The sequence below is a fragment of the Holdemania sp. 1001095H_141210_F2 genome, assembly GCF_015558105.1.
In the GTDB taxonomy this organism is placed as follows: domain Bacteria; phylum Bacillota_I; class Bacilli_A; order Erysipelotrichales; family Erysipelotrichaceae; genus Holdemania.
The window spans coordinates 14,078-30,795 of record NZ_JADNPO010000012.1; the positions used below are offsets into that span (position 1 = coordinate 14,078).

A 16,718-nucleotide genomic window follows, 5' to 3' on the forward strand; every position below is an offset into this window, starting at 1 on the left:
GGGAATAATGAAACTGATTGAACAAACCAATTCACAAAAACGGGTTTTTACCGGACGGCTGATTCATGTGCGGCATGATGAAGTTACCTTGCCCGACGGGACGGAAACGATCCGTGAGGTCGTTGAACATCCCGGCGGCGTGGCGATCGCAGCGCTGACCGATCAGAACGAGCTGCTTCTCGTCGATCAATTCCGCTATGCCCAACAGCGGATCATGCGCGAAGTCCCGGCAGGCAAACGAGAACCTGGCGAGGATCCGTTAGTCACCGCGAAGCGGGAGCTGCAGGAAGAAACCGGCTATACCGCTGAAACCTTTGAGTTTATGGGCGAGATGGTGCCGACCGGCGCGTATCTCGAAGAAACAATACAGATGTATTGGGCAAAGGGACTGACCTTTGTCGGTACGCATCTGGATGAAGATGAATTCCTGAACTGCGTAAAGGTGCCGTTAAAGGACGTCGTCGATCAGGTGATGCGCGGCGAGATCATCGACGGGAAAACGATCGCGATGACGCTGAAATTACAAGCTTTATTGGAGGAAGAACAATGATGAATTTCGACTGTTTTGATCAACCGTTTTCATCCAACCGCTATCCGGTGATGGCGCGCAGAGGGATGGTCTGTACCGGATCGGCGCTGGCGTCGGCAGCCGGCTTGGAAATGCTGCGGCAAGGCGGCAATGCGATCGACGCGGCGGTGGCGACGGCGGCTGCCCTGACGGTTGTGGAACCGACGGCCAACGGACTGGGCAGCGACGCGTTTGCGATCGTCTGGCATAAAGGAGAATTGATCGGGCTGAATTCTTCCGGCTTTGCACCGCAGGCGATCAGTGCTGAACAGGTCAAAGCTCAGGGTCATTCGACGATGCCGACCTTCGGCTGGACGCCGGTCACGGTGCCGGGCGCGGTCAAAGCCTGGAAAAGCCTGAACGAGCGCTTCGGAAAGCTGACGCTGGCGCAATGTCTGGCCCCGGCGATCCGCTATGCCCAAGAAGGCTATCCATGTTCCCCGGTTTTAGCGCATTACTGGCAGGCGGCTTTTGACAAGTACAAAAAAGAATTTGCCGGGAAACCGGAGTTTGACGAATGGTTTGCGACGTTCGCTCCGCAGGGACAAGCGCCGCAGGCGGGGGATGTGATCACCTTGAAAAATCATGCGGAAACATTAAAAGAAATCGGCCGCACGCAGGCGGACAGCTTTTACCATGGCCCGCTTGCCGATCAGATCGACGCCTGCAGCCGCAAATATGGCGGGTACCTCCGCAAAGCGGATCTGGAAGCGTTTGAAAATGAATGGGTCACTCCGATCCGGCTGAATTACCGCGGCTATGAAATCTGTGAAATTCCGCCGAATGGGCAGGGGATCGTCGCCCTGATGGCGCTGAATATTCTGAAAGAATTCCAATTTCATGAGAAGCTGCACGTGGAAACGGTTCACCGTCAGCTGGAAGCAATGAAGATGGCGTTCAAGGATGGCTTGTTCTATATTACAGATCCGAAGGCAATGAAGGTGAAAACGGAACACCTGCTTGATCCGCAGCTGGGGCGTCTGCGCGCCGCTCAGATCACGGACATTGCGCAGGATCCACAGGTCAGCGAGCTGCCGCAGAGCGGAACGGTGTATTTATGCACGGCGGATGAGGAAGGCAACATGGTGTCCTATATTCAGAGTAATTATATGGGCTTCGGCAGCGGCATCGTCGTTGAGGGCACCGGCATTTCCTTGCAGAACCGGGGTCATGATTTCTCGCTGGATGACAAGCATGCCAATTATTTAGAGCCGCGCAAGCGGACGTATCACACGATCATTCCGGGATTTTTGATGAAAGAGGGGAAAGCAGTCGGACCGTTCGGCGTCATGGGCGGCTATATGCAGCCGCAGGGGCATGTCCAGGTGGCGATGAACCTGATCGACTTTCATCTCAATCCGCAGATGGCGCTGGATGCGCCGCGCTGGCTGTGGGAACGGGACAACCGGATTCTCGTTGAACCGCACTTCCCGACCGCTTTAGCGAAGGCGCTGCAGAAGCGGGGACACCGGATTGAGGTTTGTCTGGATCCCGGCGTTTTCGGCAGGGGACAGATGATTCTCAGAATGGAGAACGGCACGTTGATCGGCGGGACAGAATCCCGTACCGATAGCAACATTGCCTGTTTCTGACAATGGCTTCGACATTGGAATTTGTCAGGTATGTGTGCGATCAGCTGGCTTTGGCCGGCACAATTACCTGGAAACGAATGTTCGGGGAGGTTGGCCTGTATTGCGATCAGGTGTTCTTTGCGGTGATCTGCGACGATCAGCTGTTTATTAAAATCACGCCGGAGGTGGCGGCCAGGATGCCGGATTGTCCAAAAGCGCCGGCTTATCCGGGCGCGAAGGAAAGTTTTTTGATGGAAGATCTGGATGACCGGGAAAGACTGGCACAGATCGTCCGAGCGACCTGTGACGCTTTGTCCAAGCCAAAGACGCGGCGGCCGAAAACCGCAAAATCCGAATGATGTCTAAAAATGATGTCTAAGATAGAACGGCAGGTTATGCTCTGTTCTATCTTTTTTTCTTTTTTTCCTGAATCCGGCAGTCAGTAAGCGGGGATGAACCTGTCGTCGCCGGCAGCGGTGGGTTAAAGAAGAAATTTCGGCAGAATTCGTCTTATTGGAAATCCGGTTTTGCGGTTTTGTCGTAATCGTCCGGGCTTGCGTGAGCGTCGTGCAATGCTCCTGCTGAACGGTATTGGAAGATGCGAAATTCCCATCGGGAGATAAACCGCGGAATAACTTTGACTTCTTCGCAGCACCAGACAGTACCGAAAGTAAAATAAAAGGGGACAGGGAAGCTGTGCTTTAAAAGAAAAACGAGGGAAATCCAAAACGGGAATCCCTCGCTTTCCATCCAGATAACGGATGTTCAAATCCTTAATGTTACAAGCCGTTAAGGACGATAACGTTCTTCATTATAAGCGTGCGTCAGTTTTTTGAACTGATCGTCCGGTTCTTCGTCCTGAACTTCCTGCCAATATTCCCATGGCGTCGCAGAAGGGGCGAACGGATGTCCTTTCCGAATTCGCTCGTCAACCGCTTCTTTATATTGTTTTCTTACGGGCGAAAGTGCTTCCGGATGCAGCCAGGAATGCAGACGCTGACGCAGTGTCGGCCGGGGTTCCAGCGCGGAGGCCGCGATTTTCTCACTGCGGAAGTTGCCTTCCAGAGAAGGGTAATGCGTTTTCCGGATTAAACGAATGAACCAGCGAAGTAAGAGAAAAAGCAGAAGCCCGGCGGCGATGATGAGGATCAAAGTCAGAATTCCATTGAAAAGCGGCGAAGTCGTCATTGCGGATTCTGGGTTCTGCGTGATCGTTGCTTCGCTCTGGGGCGGCTGCATCGTGACTTCTGTTCCTGTTTGATGCGCCAGAATCCAGCGGATCAGACTTTGCAGCGACAGGATGATCGCCGAGAAGACAAACGCGAAAATTTCGATCAGACGGCTTAAAATCCAGGTCAGCACCTGGCCTGCTCCCTCAGCGGCGGCAAGAATCAAAGCGCTCAGCGGCCCGATCGCCAACGTGGCCGCAAGCTGAATTCCAGCCATCCTGAGCAACAGTTTTTCCTGATCGGGATCGAGCTGGTACAGGGATGCCGGATCAGCCGGATTGAATAGTTGAGACTGCACGCGCAGGCATAACGCCGCCAGTGCCAGCAGCAATGAGCTGCGGATCAGGTCCGGACTGGCGCTGACCGTATTGATGAGGATCAGGATTAAGCCGCCGATCCCCAACCGTCCCCAGGAACAATCCCGGAAATTTTCCAGCGTCAGGATCAGGCCGGTTTCCAGAATCAGTCCGACGGCGGTTAACGCAATCGCCGGAATATTTTTCTGCAAGGGAAGCAGAAGCGCAAAGATCACGATGTTCAGCCACAACAGGCCAGAGCGCAGCGCTGGTTTTTTCTTGTTGGAAAGCAGCGACAGGCCCCATTGCAGGATGAAGAACAGGACACATCCCGGCAGGAAAAGCATTCCGGACAGAAACGCCTGCGCCAAGACAAGCATGATCCACAATCCGCACAGAACCTGTTGGAAGGCGATCAGATAAGGAAAGCACCGTTTCATTCTGTTCCCTCCTTCCGCAGCGGCAGCGCCTGACAACGCGCCGGCAGTGTCCTGGGATCGGGCAGCGTCCAGCAGACCAGCGTGACGGCCGTGCCCTGGGCGCAGAGTTTCATCACCCATTCGCGGATGGCGTCCGTCAATGAATTGAGAATGAACAGGCAATGATGCGAGGCATCCAACAGCTGTGGATATCGCTGAAATAACCGCGTCGGTTCACCCAGCGGATAGGGTGCGGCACAAGCTAACAGATCCAGACAGCTGACCGTATGGTTCAGACTGGTATCGCACGCCGAGGTATCCGCGACGGTAAAGCGCACGACGGCATTGGTGACCAGCGCTGCAGGCAGCTGTTGGCGCTGGCTTTGGTCCAGTACGGCGGCCGCGAACTGCACCGCGCTTTCCATAAATTCTGCATCATCCGCAAACAGATTCTGAATCGACTGCAGGATTAAGAAAATCGAAAATGCCGGATCGGAGGTATGATCGTATTCTTTGACATAAAACGATTGATACCGCGCCGTCGCCCGCCAGTCGATATCGCGGAAGCTGTCCTGCGGCTGATAGGGACGCACGCCGGTATAAAAGATCGGATCCGGATAGAGCCAGCGGCGTACTGACTGCTGCCCCTGAAGACCGCACGGACTGGCATCGAGCGCCGCCGGGAATTGCCGCAGGGGATGGACGACGCATAAACGCGGCGCAGCCTGCGGACCGTCCAGCTGGGTCAGATTCAGATAATCGGAAAGCGTCGTTGCGGCCCGGAATTCGCCAGCCCCACGCTGTTTCGCAGTGAATTGCAGCGTGCGGGTTTTCTTCTGGCGTCCACTCAGGGTCGTATGCAGGACAAACGCATTCGTCGCGCTTTCGCCGGTCAGGGACAGATCGGTTTCCTCGCATTCCAGAATCGCGGGAAAAGTGATCCGCACCGCGGCATGCGGCACGCTCATCCGCTTTTTATTCTCCAGAATCACCGTCAGCGTCAGCGTCTGTCCCGGTTCCAGCCGGCTGACGTCGCTGAACAGCGTGACCGTTAACTCCCGAGCGCCGCGGCGTTCAAAATCATAGCGTCCCAGCTGGGCGAGAAACAGACCGAGGACGAAGATGAACAACAATGTCATGGGGAATCAACCCTGAAACTTTTCAACCGGAACCGGGATCTCTTCCAGAATCTGCGCCAGCACGGCTTCTGCCTGTCGGTCCGATCCGAGGCTTAATCCGCCCAGAATCAAACGATGCGCCAGCACCGGCTGGGCACAGGCTTTCAAATCATCCGGCAGCACATAATCGCGCCCCTGGATCGCGGCCGTCGCTTTCGCGCAGCGCACCCACGCCAGCGCTCCGCGGGGACTGACGCCTAATTGAATCCGCTCATGCGCCCGCGTTCTGCCTACGACCTGCAGCGCATACGCCAACAGCTCGTCATGGATCTGAACTGCGTCGACCTCACTGCGCAATGTAAGCAGCTGTTTTCCGTCGAGCACCGGCGAGAGCTGCGGCGCGGCTGCCTGAGCGCTGAGATTTTTCAGCATTCGCTGTTCCTCCTGCGGCGAAGGATAGCCGGGATGAATGCGAATCATAAACCGGTCGATCTGCGCTTCCGGCAGCGGGAAGGTTCCCTGATTTTCAATCGGGTTCTGCGTTGCGATGACAAAGAACGGCTCCGGCAGCGGATAGGTTGTACCCTCCACGCTGATCTGGTGTTCTTCCATCGCTTCCAATAAGCTTGACTGGGTGCGCGGGGCGGCGCGGTTGATCTCGTCCGCCAGCACAAGCTGGGTAAATAACGGACCCGGCCGGAATTCGAATTCCCCTTTGGCCTGATTGTAGAACTGAATGCCGATCAAATCGGACGGCATCAGATCCGGGGTAAACTGAACCCGCTTAAACGAGAGGTTCAGCGATTGGGCGACTGCTTTGGCCAGCGTCGTCTTTCCGGTGCCGGGCACGTCTTCTAACAGAATGTGGCCTCCGGCTAATAAACTCATCATGATCAGGTCGCAGCTCTGTTCGCTGCCGACCATGATCTGTTCGATATTCTTCTTTAATAAGGATGCGGCTTCCTGACATTTCATGGATATTCCTCCTGCGATTTTATTTATTTTATCACGAATTGCGTCCCGTATTTGAAAAGTCCTCTGAAAATTGACTGGGAAAATGATTGAAATTTGTAAAATTGAAATATTTCAATGAAATTAGACAAAAAGTCCCAAACTGTTCACCGCTCCTTCATTGAATCTGAAAGCATTCAATGAGATAATAAAGCCAATCGGAAATTGGTGTTTCCTGTCGCAGGAAAGGACTGATGACCAATAAGGAAGACAGGAGGCGGATGAAATGTATGAACGCATGCTGGACGGCGGGCATCGTCCCTCCACTCTGGAAATTCAAAATACGCTGGGCATGAAAGCTTGTGCTTATCTGAACCTGTTGGAAACACGGCTTGCGGATCTTTACGATCTGCGCAAAGAATTCCGCTTCCCTTTTGGCAACGATTACGGTTGGGGTGTGAAGTACAGTCACAAGGCTGTTCACTTAGTTTACGTCTTTTTTGAACAGGGAGCGTTCACCGTGATGCTTCAGATCGGCGACGCGCGCGTGCCGTTGATGAAAGAGAGCCTGTCCTCATGGAGTGAAAAGGCGCGGACTCTGTGGGAAAACCGGTATCCGTGCGGGGAGGAAGGCGGCTGGATCCGTTATCGAATTCTGGAACAAGAGGAAATTGAGGAAATAATCCGGCTGATCATGATAAAAAAAGCGCCGCCGAAAAAACGGTGAAATACCATTGGAAACCAACGATAGAAAGGGGCTGACTTATGCGAAAAGGCAATCGTTTATTACTGATTTTGACCGGCATACTGGGATTGTGCGCCGTGGTGCTGCTGCTTCTGGTCAGCGTGTTCCGGGTGGAAAGCCTGACGATTATCGAACAGAATACCGAATTGATCTATCAGAGCAGTTCGGCGGAAATGATGGGCTTTGAATTCAGTTATTTAAGCGCTCAGGACGAACCGAAAACCGTCGCAACGATGCGCTTTGTCGCCAGGGATTTTCCGGTCTATGTGATCGGGCGCACGACGCAGAGCTTCGGTCCGTTTGAAGTGACGACGGTGCAGGCGGTCATCGCGCCGATGGACACGGAGTGGCCGGAAAGCGGCGGGCTGGACTTGTCCGACGCGATCCTGACGTTCACCGACGGCAGTGAGGAACAGATCCGGCTGGGCAAGCTGAAGCTGGTGCCGAAAGAAAAAAATGAAGGTCCGTATGAAATTACGGAAATGACGTCCAAGGATGACGGAAGCTTTACGATTCGGTTAAACGCGACGAAAATGCTGCATTTTGCCAGTATTTCCAGTACGACCACGGAAAATGTGCTGGATGTGCTGGAACTGATTATCAACGACAAGCCGGTGGAGGAATGGAAAGGGTTGCTTGTGCCGCAGGGCGAGATCGTGATTCAGGGCAGCTTTAAGGACAAAACGGTCGATCCGCTGCAATCCATGCGGCTCAGCCCGACGATGGTTCTGGAAGATGAAAAAGGCAATCCGTTCGATCTTCAGTTTTCCACCCAGCGCAAGCGGCAGGAAGGGTTTAACGTCTTCAACCTGTTGTCGACCACGCGGAAGGGAGGCAGCGAATGAAAAAGGGAATGCTTCTGATTTTCTGGGGCCTGATGTTTCTGACCCTGACGATCGTAAAACTGCCTTGGGAAGGGCTGGTTTGGGGTTTTAATATGATCGGCTACGGCTTGTGCGCAGCAGGCATGCTGATGAGCTTCAGAGCCAGCGAAATCCGCGCGTTTCTGATCTCCGGCGTCGGTCTTTTAGGCGCGATGATCTGCTGTCTGTTGTCGTTGGCGGCCAGTCTGCCGCTGCGGTACAGCGGCATTCTGATGCTGGTATGCAGGATCTTTGAACTGTTCGGCTTTGCGAAAATGTTTGAAGGGTGCTGGCGGCAGTTCCGCCGTCGGCGGCTGCGGGAAAAAGCGAAGGAAACGGATCTCCGCATGAAAATCTACATGCTGGCGTTCACGTTATGCGCCATCGCCGAGGCGGCCTGTTGGTTCATCGGCGCGGCCTGGGCCTCGCAGATCGTCCAGCTGATCATCCGGCTGGTTTACGGCATGTTGATGGCGTGCGTTATGCTGTATTCGGAAAGCGACTCGCTGCTGCCGCGCGAGGAAGAATCGAGAATTTGAATTTGATCAGAAAACCGGTTCGCCGGTTTTTTGTCCTTTTGGCGAGTGAAAATTGAAAAAATGATAAAACGGAATCGCACGATTAGGGAAGTGTGTTTTCAGATGTGAAGAAAGAGCTTCTGATTTCATTCGGATGATTCGATTTTATAAAAGAAGCGTTAGCAAGTTGATTAGACAGTTTATCTTACAAATATCAATATGATTTTTTCCAGAATCCTACTTAACCAGACGATTGGGAAAACAATCGTTTTCTTCCTCTTTATAAGTTCATAAAATCTGTTATAATAGTAAACGTTTTGAGAGAAGACATGTCAGTCGCAATCCCCTGACAATAAACAAAACACGAAAGGAATTCAATAAGATAATGAAAAACAAAACTTTAGTTCGTTTTTGTATCAGCGCGGTGATCGCCGCGTTGTACGCCGCCGTTTCTCTGGCGTTAGCGCCGCTTTCATTCGGACCGGTTCAGATCCGGATCGCGGAAGCGATGACGCTGCTTCCGGTTTTATTCCCGGAGGCGATTGCCGGCGTGACGCTGGGCTGTTTTCTGACTAACTTGATCGGCGCGATCATGGGCGTCAATTTGTTAGGCTTTTTTGATGTGCTGGCGGGGACGCTGGCGACTTTCCTGGCCGCTCTTCTGACCTGGAAGTTCCGCAAGCTCTGCGTCAAAGGACTGCCGCTCGTTTCAGCGCTGATGCCGGTGCTGTTCAACGCCGTGATCGTGGGCGCGGAATTGGCGTATGTTCTCTATCCAACCGCTTTGGTTACCGGCTTTATGATCAATGCGCTGGAAGTCGGTTTTGGCGAGCTGATCGCCTGCTTCGTTCTGGGCTTGCCGTTAGTCAAAGCGCTGGATAAAGCGCAGGTGGCCAGGCGCTTCGGATTATAAAGGTAAGATCGACTCTGTTGAAAAGACCTCTCAAGACAGACTGCTAAAGGGATTTCGGACGCTTTCGGGCGTCTTTTTTTGTACCATTCCTGATAACCACTTTTTAATTCTTCTAATTTCATGAAAGACCTTGCCTTCCTTCCCCTCTATCCTTTACAATGAGGGGAAAGAAGGAATGTAAGAATTACGGGGGGGAAAGAATGGGCCGGGAAAGAAGGCAAAGGAAGAAACAACATCATTGGACAAGAACGCTCACAGTCATGATGATCGGGATTTTGCTTTGCGGCTGCAGCGTGAAGCCGACATCGGATGTGCCGATGCCTTCGTTGGTGCCAACGCCGACAGCGAATGAAGAAACTCTATTACGGCAGTTCCTGAATGATAAAGGTGTGATGGATCGCCTGAATGCAGCCTGGTATGATTTTAGTCATCAATATGAACTGGACATCACTGAAGCGGCATGGGTCTTTACAGATACATTGGGTCAAGGAGATATTGTCGTCAATCTAATTAATTCTGAAATCACTTTTGGTTTTCCTGATGTGACGATCGAATACAAAAAGAAAGATCGCGTTATTAAAACAGCAGTATTTTCAGCGCAGCTTATGATGAATTTGAAGAGCTCTGATTCTGTTTGGCAATCGGAAATCGTTACAGAAGACCATCAGCGGTTCCTCATTCAATTCGACCCGCAAACTTTGGAGCTTCAAGACGCAGAATTGAATTCTAAGACGTTAGGGAAGAAAATGAATTTTGCACCATCGCTTTATGGTCAGTGTTTGAGTTATTTTAAACGATATTGGAATCAATCGCTGACTCAGCGCACTCTGATTCAACAAATGGTGGCAGTCGCTGCTGAAATTAAACCAGGAATGAATCTGAATGAACTGGCAGAAAACTTTGCTATACTTTATGATCAGCATGTTGATATTCTGGAACCTGGGGCGATCACGCCGGATATCACGCTGGAAGTGGAAATGAATTTTAATGATAAGGATACGCTATATCTGAAGGATACGACAAAGCTTGAGAAAACATTGTACCTGTTCACCGCGATGGATCAGGGCTTCGACGATCCCTCTGCGATTGATTGGGAAGCGCTGGCGCCAACCTTGATGAGCGCGATTCCTGACTATGGCTGCGATGGCCGATATTGCAGGAATGCCGAAGGACAGGTGCGGTTTGCGGACTTCGCGATCCGCGAGGGCTATGGCTCGCTGGTTACCCAGCCAGACATGAACAAGGCGGCAAAGGTGCTGAGCGGGCAGGATTATGTTTATGACGATTATGATAACCGGAAGTTAAGCAGCGGTGTCGTTTACAGCCAAAGTGTGAACAGCTATGTCGCCTATTCCCGCGAAGGCGACTGGCTGCCAGCCAGTCCCGGTGTGATCGTTTTGGATCAAAAGCAATCAGATAATCGAATCACCGTGGATTTTGTGACCTATGTGCCTCATTGGGATAACAAGCTGATTGTAGAAGGGATTCCGATCGAAGCCGAAAATGGATTGAACAATGCCAATCAAAAGATTATTCAGACGGTGAAAGACAATCTCGACCGCATGCCGCACTGGACTGCGGAGCTGGAAGATACCGGTGATGATCAGTTTTACCACCTGCTTTGGGCTGTCCGGTATTAAGCGCAGGGAAAAAAGAGAGCGTTAACAAAAGAAAACTATCCGTTTATCCGGGCGGATAGTTCTTTTCTATGGAGAAATTCAGCGTTCTATCCCGCCTGCGCAGGAAGGGAAAGGTTGTAGCGTAACTACGGTTAACCGTGATATAATAGCACAGGAGATCAAGGGTGAGCGTATATGAAAAAAGGTTATTTTATTACATTTGAAGGCCCGGACGGCAGCGGGAAAACCACAGTCAGCACGGCGGTGGCGAAGCGGCTGCAGGAAATGGGCGTTGATTCCCTATATACCCGGGAACCGGGAGGGATTGAGATTGCGGAGCAAATCCGCCGCGTGATTCTCGATCCTGCCAACACGGCAATGGATAGCAAGACCGAAGCGCTGCTTTACGCCGCGGCCCGGCGGCAACATTTGATCGAAAAAGTACTGCCGGCCTTAGCCGAAGGCAAGGTCGTAATCTGCGACCGCTTCGTCGACAGCTCGCTGGCTTATCAAGGCGTCGGCCGGTATTTGGGGATCGAAGAAGTTTTGTCGATCAACGAGTTTGCGATCGAAGGCCATTGGCCGGATAAAACCTTGTATCTCGACCTGGCTCCTCAACAGGGGCTGGACCGGATCGCCAGCCGGCAGGACAAAGACCGGCTCGATCAGGAAAAGATTGATTTCCATCTGCGCGTCTGTGAAGGCTATCGCCAGGTGCGTCGGCGGTTTGCCGAACGGATGATCGTGATTGACGCCTCCCAGCCGGTTGAGCAGGTGATTGACGATTGTGTAAAAGCGATTGGAGCGCTGATCCAACGTGAAGTTCGCTGAACGCTTACAGGCTCAGCAGCCGGTCGTTTATCAGACGCTGAAACACGCGTTAATGCAGAAGAAACTGGCGCATGCGTTTCTGTTTGTCGGGCAGAAGGGAACGCCGCGTCTGGAAACGGCGCTTCTGTTAGCGCAAAGCCGGATCTGTCAGCATGTTCACGACGGATTCGCCTGTGAAGAATGCATCGACTGCCAGCGGATTGCGGAGGGCAACTATGCCGATCTGATTCTTTTGGACGGCGCGTCCAAGTCGATTAAAAAAGAGGAAATTCGCTCGCTGCAGGAACGTTTCAATAAAACCGGACTGGAGCGCAGCGGACAGAAAGTCTATATTCTCAACAACGCGGAGAACACGACGCCCGAAGCACTTAACAGCCTGTTGAAGTTTCTGGAAGAGCCGCAAGGCTCTGATACTCTCGCGATTCTGATTGTGGAAAATCAGGACCGGATTCTGCCGACGATCGTCTCCCGCTGCCAGACGCTGACCTTTCGGCCGCTGACGCAGCGTCAGATACATCAGATCGCATTGGAAGAACAGCTTGACGAAACCGACGGCTATCTGTTGTCGCACATGATCCGCGACGTCGATCAGATCAAACAGACGGCTGAGGATGAAGCGTACCAGAATGGAATGCTGATGATGCGCCGGTTTATCCGTGAATTCCCATTGCGTGAAGAAGAAGTGCTGGTGTGGATGCAGACCGAGTATCTGGGAAGCAAGGATAAGGAGAAGGACAAACGAACCTTCGGTTATTTTATCGACTGTCTGCTTCAATTTCTCCGCGACGCCGCGGTAGGGCATACGGAAGGCCCGGCCTGGATGGCGGAGGAAATAGGAAACTGGAATCAGCGTCCGCTGCGGCTGGATCGGCTGATTATCGTTTTGCTTGAATGCCGGGACAAGCTGTCCCGTAGTTATAATCTGCCATTGTTGGCGGATCAGTTAATTTATCAAATGAAGGAGGGAATGAAAGATGAGTGAAAATCAGGAAGCTGTAAAAACGGAAGAATCCAAACCGGCTCCGGCTTACCGCTATGTCGTCTCCGTGCGGTTTAAGAATTCGCGTAAGGCGTACAGCTTTGGCGCGAACGATGAAACGCTGGAATATGGCGATTATGTCGTCGTGGAAACTATCCGGGGCGTCGAGATGGGCGAGATCATCAGCAACCTGCGCGACGTGTCGATGCACACCCAGAATACGCCGCTCAAGCCGGTGCTGCGCAAAGCGACCCGGCATGACCGCGAGATGTATGCCGAAAATAAAGATCTGGCCAAAGAAGCGCTGGCCCGCTGTCAGGAAGCAGTGGCCCGGCTCAAGCTGGATATGAATCTGATCAGCTGCGAATACACGCTGGATCGAAGCAAGATCATCTTCGTCTATGTCGCCGACGAGCGTGTCGATTTCCGCGAGCTGTTAAAGGAACTGGCGGGGATCTTCAAGTGCCGGATCGAGCTGCGTCAGATCGGTCCGCGCGATAAAGCGAAGATCATCGGCGGTCTGGGCACCTGCGGCATGGAAACCTGCTGCTCGCGGTTCATGGATGATTTTGACGTCGTGTCGATCAACATGGCGAAGAACCAGCTGCTGGCTCTGAACATTCAGAAATTGTCGGGACAGTGCGGCAAGCTGATGTGCTGTCTGAAATTTGAGGATGAGAATTACAAACAGCTGCGCGCCGGATTACCGAAGATGAACGCTCAGGTCGAATATGAAGGCAAGCTGTACCGCGTGACGTCGATGAACGTGATCAACGGGACCGCCAAGCTGGAAAATCGGGAAAACGTACAGTTTATTACGCTTGCGGATTTAATGGAAAAGGGCGTGTTCCGTCGCCCGGAAGCCCAGAACGCAAAAAACAAAGAGAAAGAAAACCGGCCTGGCGAACGCAAGGATGACCGCCGGGATAACGAACGGAAAGAAAACAACCGTAAGGAAACGCACGAGCGTCGGGAAGCGGAGGCGAAGGAAACCGAGCGTCAGGACGATCGGAAAGTAACCGATCGAAAACCTGCCGAAGAGAAAAAGCAGGAACGCAGAGAACCTGCCCGGCGTCCGGCTGAGAAAAAAACGGAAAAGAAGCCGGAAGAAAGAAAACCGGAAGAAAAGCGCCGCGAGGATCGCAAACCGCAGGAGAACCGCAGACATCAGAAGCCGCGGGAGAGCGGGAAGGAAGTCAAACCGGAAGGCGAAGTTAAGGCGCAGGAAGGTGATGGCGAGGCGAAAACTCAGGAGCGGAAACGGCCGAATCGCCGCCGGCGGCACCCTGGCCGCAAAGAGGGTCAGCCGAAAAATGCGCCGGGAGAGGATCAGAAATGATTCGCCAGCAAAGCTTTTCCAATGAAAAACCGACGCTGTATCTCGTACCGACGCCGATTGGGAATCTTGAAGAAATGACGCCTCGGGCGATTGAGATTTTGCGCACAGTGGATGTGATCGCCGCGGAGGATACCCGCAACACGATGAAGCTGCTTCAAGTGTTCGATATTCATACCCGCATGATCGCCCATCATTCTCATAACGAACGGGAAAGCGCCAAAGGATTGTTAAATCTGCTTGAACAAGGTCAGTCCGTCGCGGTGGTTTCCGACGCCGGGTATCCCCTGATTTCCGATCCGGGGCAGAATATCGTCGAGCAGGTAACGGCCGCGGGGTATAACGTCGTGCCGGTGTCTGGCTGCAGTGCTTCGATCAACGCGCTGGTCGCGTCCGGTTTGAAAGCTCAGCCATTCTTGTTCAAAGGATTTCTTTCCAGCAATGACCGCGAGTGCGTGAAGGAGCTGGAAGGGTTGAAATCCTTGCCGTTCACCATGATCTTCTATGAAGCGCCGCATCGGATTGAGCGGATGCTGGGGCATTGTCTGGACGTTCTGGGCGACCGCAAAGCATGTCTGGCCCGGGAAATCACCAAGCGGCATGAGGAATTTCTGCGCGGAACCTTAAGCGAGCTGAAAGCGGCGGCGGCCGGTCTGAAAGGCGAAATGGTCCTCGTTGTGGAGGGCTGCGGACAGGAAAGCCAGCCGGCTCTGGATATGGCGCAGATCACCGATCAGATTAACGAACGGATCCGTTCCGGGATGTCCGCCGCTGATGCGATCAGGCAGATTGCGAAGGAATCCGGCGTGTCCAAGAATGAGATTTACCGCGCATATCATCAGGAATCATAAAGAAGAAAGCTCTTTTTGGATCGGAAATCCCCGATACCGAAAGAGCTTTTTATATCGAATTGGGAAATAATGAAAAAAATGCCGAAAGGATCAGAACGGATTCAACATAGACTAATGCGTTTTCTGCCGGATTTCCTTAAGTAAAGTTTTGAGGAAGCACAGGCAGAAACCGGTCAGCCCTGAAGCAAGAACTGTAAAAAAGATTCCCTGCGCACCTTTCTGCCTGGCAAACAGAACAATCGCCAGAGAACCGGATCCAAGGGTGATGACGGTAAGCACAAGAAATAAGCCGCTGAAGAAAATCAACCCCAAAATACGCAGCGGCCGGGGCGCGGAAGGATTTTAGGCAGACCAGCCTGACAAACGCACGAGCATTGCCGCGGCAAAATCAAGGAACAGCTGCATCATTCCACCTTCTTTTCATGGTTCTTTCCTTTATCTGCTTTCACAGCTTTTATAAACTTACGGCAGAAGGAAACAAAATCAACAGCCCGATCAACCAGAAAGCTGTAAAAAAGACTGATCCAAAAACAAAACGTCAGGGCCCGGATTATCCGGTATACCTGATTTTTTGTTTTCTTTTGTTCCACGGCAGAAGTCTGCCTGTCAACTTCTGTTTCCATTTTTGGCAATGCGCTTCATTCAGGATTTTTCCCCTCGTTGCCCACCGGAAGATCCCGGTTCTCAAACGTCGGCGTCCAAGGGGGGATATTCAGCATATCCGTTCGGAAAACCAATCAAAAATTTAAAAAATTTTGAACGCAGCGGCTTGACTCTCAGAAAACTTATGCTATAATGATAAAGGTTATCGTTATTAGGAGGTGAGATGATGATTCGCAGGAATTCAAGGCAACGCCAGCTGATCCTGGATGTGATGCGCGGCGAAGGAATTCACATGAATGCCGAGCAGGTTTACCAGAAGGTAAAAGAAGCTGATCCTTCCATCGGAATCGCAACCGTCTATCGCAACCTGAATCTGTTGTCGGAACTGGGTGAAATCCAGAAGTTCCAGGACCGCAGCGCTGGATTCATGTACGATGGAAATCCGAAAAAGCATCATCACTTCTATTGTCGATACTGCAAGCGGTATTTCGACGTTTCCTTCTCCGTTGAGGAGCAGATGATCAGCCAGGTGGAAGATCAGATGGGCGTCAGCGTGGAAGATCTGAATATCTCGTTGGAAGGCTGCTGCAACCAGTGTAAAGACAAACAGGAAAAAGAGAAAGAAAGAGGTAAAGAACAATGGAATTAAAAGGATCAAGAACTGAACAGAACTTAATGAGCGCTTTCGCCGGCGAATCTCAGGCCCGCAACAAGTACACTTACTATGCAATGAAGGCTCGTGCCGAAGGCATGGAACAGATCGCGAATATCTTTGAGGAAACAGCGCGCAACGAACAGGAACATGCGATGCTGTGGTTCAAGGCTCTGCATGGCGATCAGATTCCTTCGACAGACGTTAACCTGCAGGATGCGGCCAATGGCGAAAACTACGAATGGACTGACATGTACGCTGAATTCGCCAAGATTGCGCGTGAAGAAGGCTTCAACAAGATCGCGGCCCAGATGGATATGGTTGCCAAAATCGAAAAGCGTCATGAAGAACGTTATCTGGCTCTGTTAAGCAATGTGAAGGAAGACAAAGTCTTCAAGAAGGAAGAAGACGTCATGTGGAAATGCCAGATCTGCGGTTATACTCTGGTCGGCAAGAACGCTCCGGGTCTGTGCCCGCTGTGCGGCTATGCGAAGTCTTTCTTCGAAGTTGAAAAAGCCAACTATTAATTTCTCTGATTCACAGGATCCGCTCGCCGGGTCCTTTTTCTTTTAATCCTTATTTCTATTTCAAGCTTTCGCTTCAGATTCCGCTCCGGTTTATCACCGATCTCATACATATTTATGGATTCCGGGACA

General features: G+C 52.0%; 17 protein-coding genes. 14 read left to right on the forward strand and 3 right to left on the reverse strand.

Going from position 1 to position 16,718, the window contains the following annotated elements; genetic code table 11:
- The first annotated feature begins 7 nt into the window (after positions 1–7).
- The 3 genes from I2G61_RS08970 to I2G61_RS08980 are packed head-to-tail and all read left to right on the forward strand — an operon-like array spanning position 8 to position 2,498.
- A complete protein-coding gene (locus I2G61_RS08970; protein ID WP_072685274.1) occupies positions 8–550 on the forward strand; it encodes an NUDIX domain-containing protein in 543 nt (180 codons plus the stop codon).
- The gene (locus I2G61_RS08975) at positions 547–2,160 is read left to right on the forward strand and encodes a gamma-glutamyltransferase family protein (RefSeq protein WP_072685275.1); all 1,614 of its coding nucleotides are present in this window, start codon (positions 547–549) and stop codon (positions 2,158–2,160) included. The genes I2G61_RS08970 and I2G61_RS08975 overlap by 4 nt, the downstream gene beginning before the upstream one ends.
- 2 nt (positions 2,161–2,162) lie before the next feature.
- Positions 2,163–2,498 carry a TfoX/Sxy family protein gene (locus tag I2G61_RS08980; RefSeq protein ID WP_072685276.1) on the forward strand — a complete coding sequence of 112 codons (336 nt, stop codon included), beginning with the start codon at positions 2,163–2,165 and terminating at the stop codon, positions 2,496–2,498.
- Between the two features lie 430 nt (positions 2,499–2,928).
- Here the strand turns inward: I2G61_RS08980 and I2G61_RS08985 are convergent, their stop codons facing one another.
- Genes I2G61_RS08985 through I2G61_RS16780 form a run of 3 tightly spaced genes read right to left on the reverse strand, consistent with a single transcriptional unit; the run spans position 2,929 to position 6,284 of the window.
- On the reverse strand, positions 2,929–4,104 hold the full coding sequence (locus I2G61_RS08985) for a DUF4129 domain-containing protein (RefSeq protein WP_072685277.1): 1,176 nt from the start codon (positions 4,102–4,104) through the stop codon (positions 2,929–2,931).
- The gene (locus I2G61_RS08990; RefSeq protein ID WP_195548190.1) at positions 4,101–5,222 is read right to left on the reverse strand and encodes a DUF58 domain-containing protein; all 1,122 of its coding nucleotides are present in this window, start codon (positions 5,220–5,222) and stop codon (positions 4,101–4,103) included. The genes I2G61_RS08985 and I2G61_RS08990 overlap by 4 nt, the downstream gene beginning before the upstream one ends.
- 6 nt (positions 5,223–5,228) lie before the next feature.
- Positions 5,229–6,284 carry a MoxR family ATPase gene (locus I2G61_RS16780; protein WP_308560092.1) on the reverse strand — a complete coding sequence of 352 codons (1,056 nt, stop codon included), beginning with the start codon at positions 6,282–6,284 and terminating at the stop codon, positions 5,229–5,231.
- Positions 6,285–6,438: 154 nt separating this feature from the next.
- Here I2G61_RS16780 and I2G61_RS09000 point away from each other — a divergent pair, with 154 nt between their 5' ends.
- From I2G61_RS09000 to rbr, 11 genes are all read left to right on the forward strand, one after another.
- Positions 6,439–6,879, forward strand: a complete 441-nt coding sequence (locus I2G61_RS09000; RefSeq protein ID WP_072685280.1) for a DUF3788 family protein — start codon at positions 6,439–6,441, stop codon at positions 6,877–6,879.
- 38 nt (positions 6,880–6,917) lie between these two features.
- A complete protein-coding gene (locus I2G61_RS09005; protein WP_072685281.1) occupies positions 6,918–7,742 on the forward strand; it encodes a hypothetical protein in 825 nt (274 codons plus the stop codon).
- A complete protein-coding gene (locus I2G61_RS09010) occupies positions 7,739–8,299 on the forward strand; it encodes a hypothetical protein (protein ID WP_072685282.1) in 561 nt (186 codons plus the stop codon). Before I2G61_RS09005 ends, I2G61_RS09010 begins: the two co-directional genes overlap by 4 nt.
- A 364-nt stretch (positions 8,300–8,663) precedes the next feature.
- Positions 8,664–9,191 carry a QueT transporter family protein gene (locus I2G61_RS09015; protein ID WP_072685283.1) on the forward strand — a complete coding sequence of 176 codons (528 nt, stop codon included), beginning with the start codon at positions 8,664–8,666 and terminating at the stop codon, positions 9,189–9,191.
- A 200-nt stretch (positions 9,192–9,391) separates the two neighbouring features.
- Positions 9,392–10,831 (forward strand): hypothetical protein, encoded by a 1,440-nt coding sequence (locus tag I2G61_RS09020; protein ID WP_139248646.1) that lies wholly within the window; start codon positions 9,392–9,394, stop codon positions 10,829–10,831.
- A 174-nt stretch (positions 10,832–11,005) separates the two neighbouring features.
- On the forward strand, positions 11,006–11,641 hold the full coding sequence (gene tmk / locus I2G61_RS09025) for a dTMP kinase (protein ID WP_195397204.1): 636 nt from the start codon (positions 11,006–11,008) through the stop codon (positions 11,639–11,641).
- Positions 11,628–12,623 carry a hypothetical protein gene (locus tag I2G61_RS09030; RefSeq protein WP_072685286.1) on the forward strand — a complete coding sequence of 332 codons (996 nt, stop codon included), beginning with the start codon at positions 11,628–11,630 and terminating at the stop codon, positions 12,621–12,623. The genes tmk and I2G61_RS09030 overlap by 14 nt, the downstream gene beginning before the upstream one ends.
- On the forward strand, positions 12,616–13,959 hold the full coding sequence (gene ricT / locus I2G61_RS09035; RefSeq protein ID WP_072685287.1) for a regulatory iron-sulfur-containing complex subunit RicT: 1,344 nt from the start codon (positions 12,616–12,618) through the stop codon (positions 13,957–13,959). The genes I2G61_RS09030 and ricT overlap by 8 nt, the downstream gene beginning before the upstream one ends.
- A complete protein-coding gene (gene rsmI, locus I2G61_RS09040) occupies positions 13,956–14,807 on the forward strand; it encodes a 16S rRNA (cytidine(1402)-2'-O)-methyltransferase (protein ID WP_072685288.1) in 852 nt (283 codons plus the stop codon). Before ricT ends, rsmI begins: the two co-directional genes overlap by 4 nt.
- Before the next feature lie 829 nt (positions 14,808–15,636).
- Complete coding sequence (locus I2G61_RS09045; protein WP_072685290.1) at positions 15,637–16,059, forward strand: Fur family transcriptional regulator; 423 nt, start codon at positions 15,637–15,639, stop codon at positions 16,057–16,059.
- On the forward strand, positions 16,050–16,589 hold the full coding sequence (gene rbr, locus I2G61_RS09050; RefSeq protein ID WP_072685291.1) for a rubrerythrin: 540 nt from the start codon (positions 16,050–16,052) through the stop codon (positions 16,587–16,589). The genes I2G61_RS09045 and rbr overlap by 10 nt, the downstream gene beginning before the upstream one ends.
- Positions 16,590–16,718: the final 129 nt, after the last annotated feature.

Excerpts from the sequence above, each read along its gene's own strand:
- I2G61_RS08970 (WP_072685274.1), top strand. The coding sequence starts at position 8 with ATGAAACTGATTGAACAAACCAATTCACAAAAACGGGTTTTTACCGGA.
- I2G61_RS08975 (WP_072685275.1), top strand. The coding sequence starts at position 547 with ATGATGAATTTCGACTGTTTTGATCAACCGTTTTCATCCAACCGCTAT.
- I2G61_RS08980 (WP_072685276.1), top strand. The coding sequence starts at position 2,163 with ATGGCTTCGACATTGGAATTTGTCAGGTATGTGTGCGATCAGCTGGCT.
- I2G61_RS08985 (WP_072685277.1), bottom strand. The coding sequence starts at position 4,104 with ATGAAACGGTGCTTTCCTTATCTGATCGCCTTCCAACAGGTTCTGTGC.
- I2G61_RS08990 (WP_195548190.1), bottom strand. The coding sequence starts at position 5,222 with ATGACATTGTTGTTCATCTTCGTCCTCGGTCTGTTTCTCGCCCAGCTG.
- I2G61_RS09000 (WP_072685280.1), top strand. The coding sequence starts at position 6,439 with ATGTATGAACGCATGCTGGACGGCGGGCATCGTCCCTCCACTCTGGAA.
- I2G61_RS09005 (WP_072685281.1), top strand. The coding sequence starts at position 6,918 with ATGCGAAAAGGCAATCGTTTATTACTGATTTTGACCGGCATACTGGGA.
- I2G61_RS09010 (WP_072685282.1), top strand. The coding sequence starts at position 7,739 with ATGAAAAAGGGAATGCTTCTGATTTTCTGGGGCCTGATGTTTCTGACC.
- I2G61_RS09015 (WP_072685283.1), top strand. The coding sequence starts at position 8,664 with ATGAAAAACAAAACTTTAGTTCGTTTTTGTATCAGCGCGGTGATCGCC.
- I2G61_RS09020 (WP_139248646.1), top strand. The coding sequence starts at position 9,392 with ATGGGCCGGGAAAGAAGGCAAAGGAAGAAACAACATCATTGGACAAGA.
- tmk (WP_195397204.1), top strand. The coding sequence starts at position 11,006 with ATGAAAAAAGGTTATTTTATTACATTTGAAGGCCCGGACGGCAGCGGG.
- ricT (WP_072685287.1), top strand. The coding sequence starts at position 12,616 with ATGAGTGAAAATCAGGAAGCTGTAAAAACGGAAGAATCCAAACCGGCT.
- rsmI (WP_072685288.1), top strand. The coding sequence starts at position 13,956 with ATGATTCGCCAGCAAAGCTTTTCCAATGAAAAACCGACGCTGTATCTC.
- I2G61_RS09045 (WP_072685290.1), top strand. The coding sequence starts at position 15,637 with ATGATTCGCAGGAATTCAAGGCAACGCCAGCTGATCCTGGATGTGATG.
- rbr (WP_072685291.1), top strand. The coding sequence starts at position 16,050 with ATGGAATTAAAAGGATCAAGAACTGAACAGAACTTAATGAGCGCTTTC.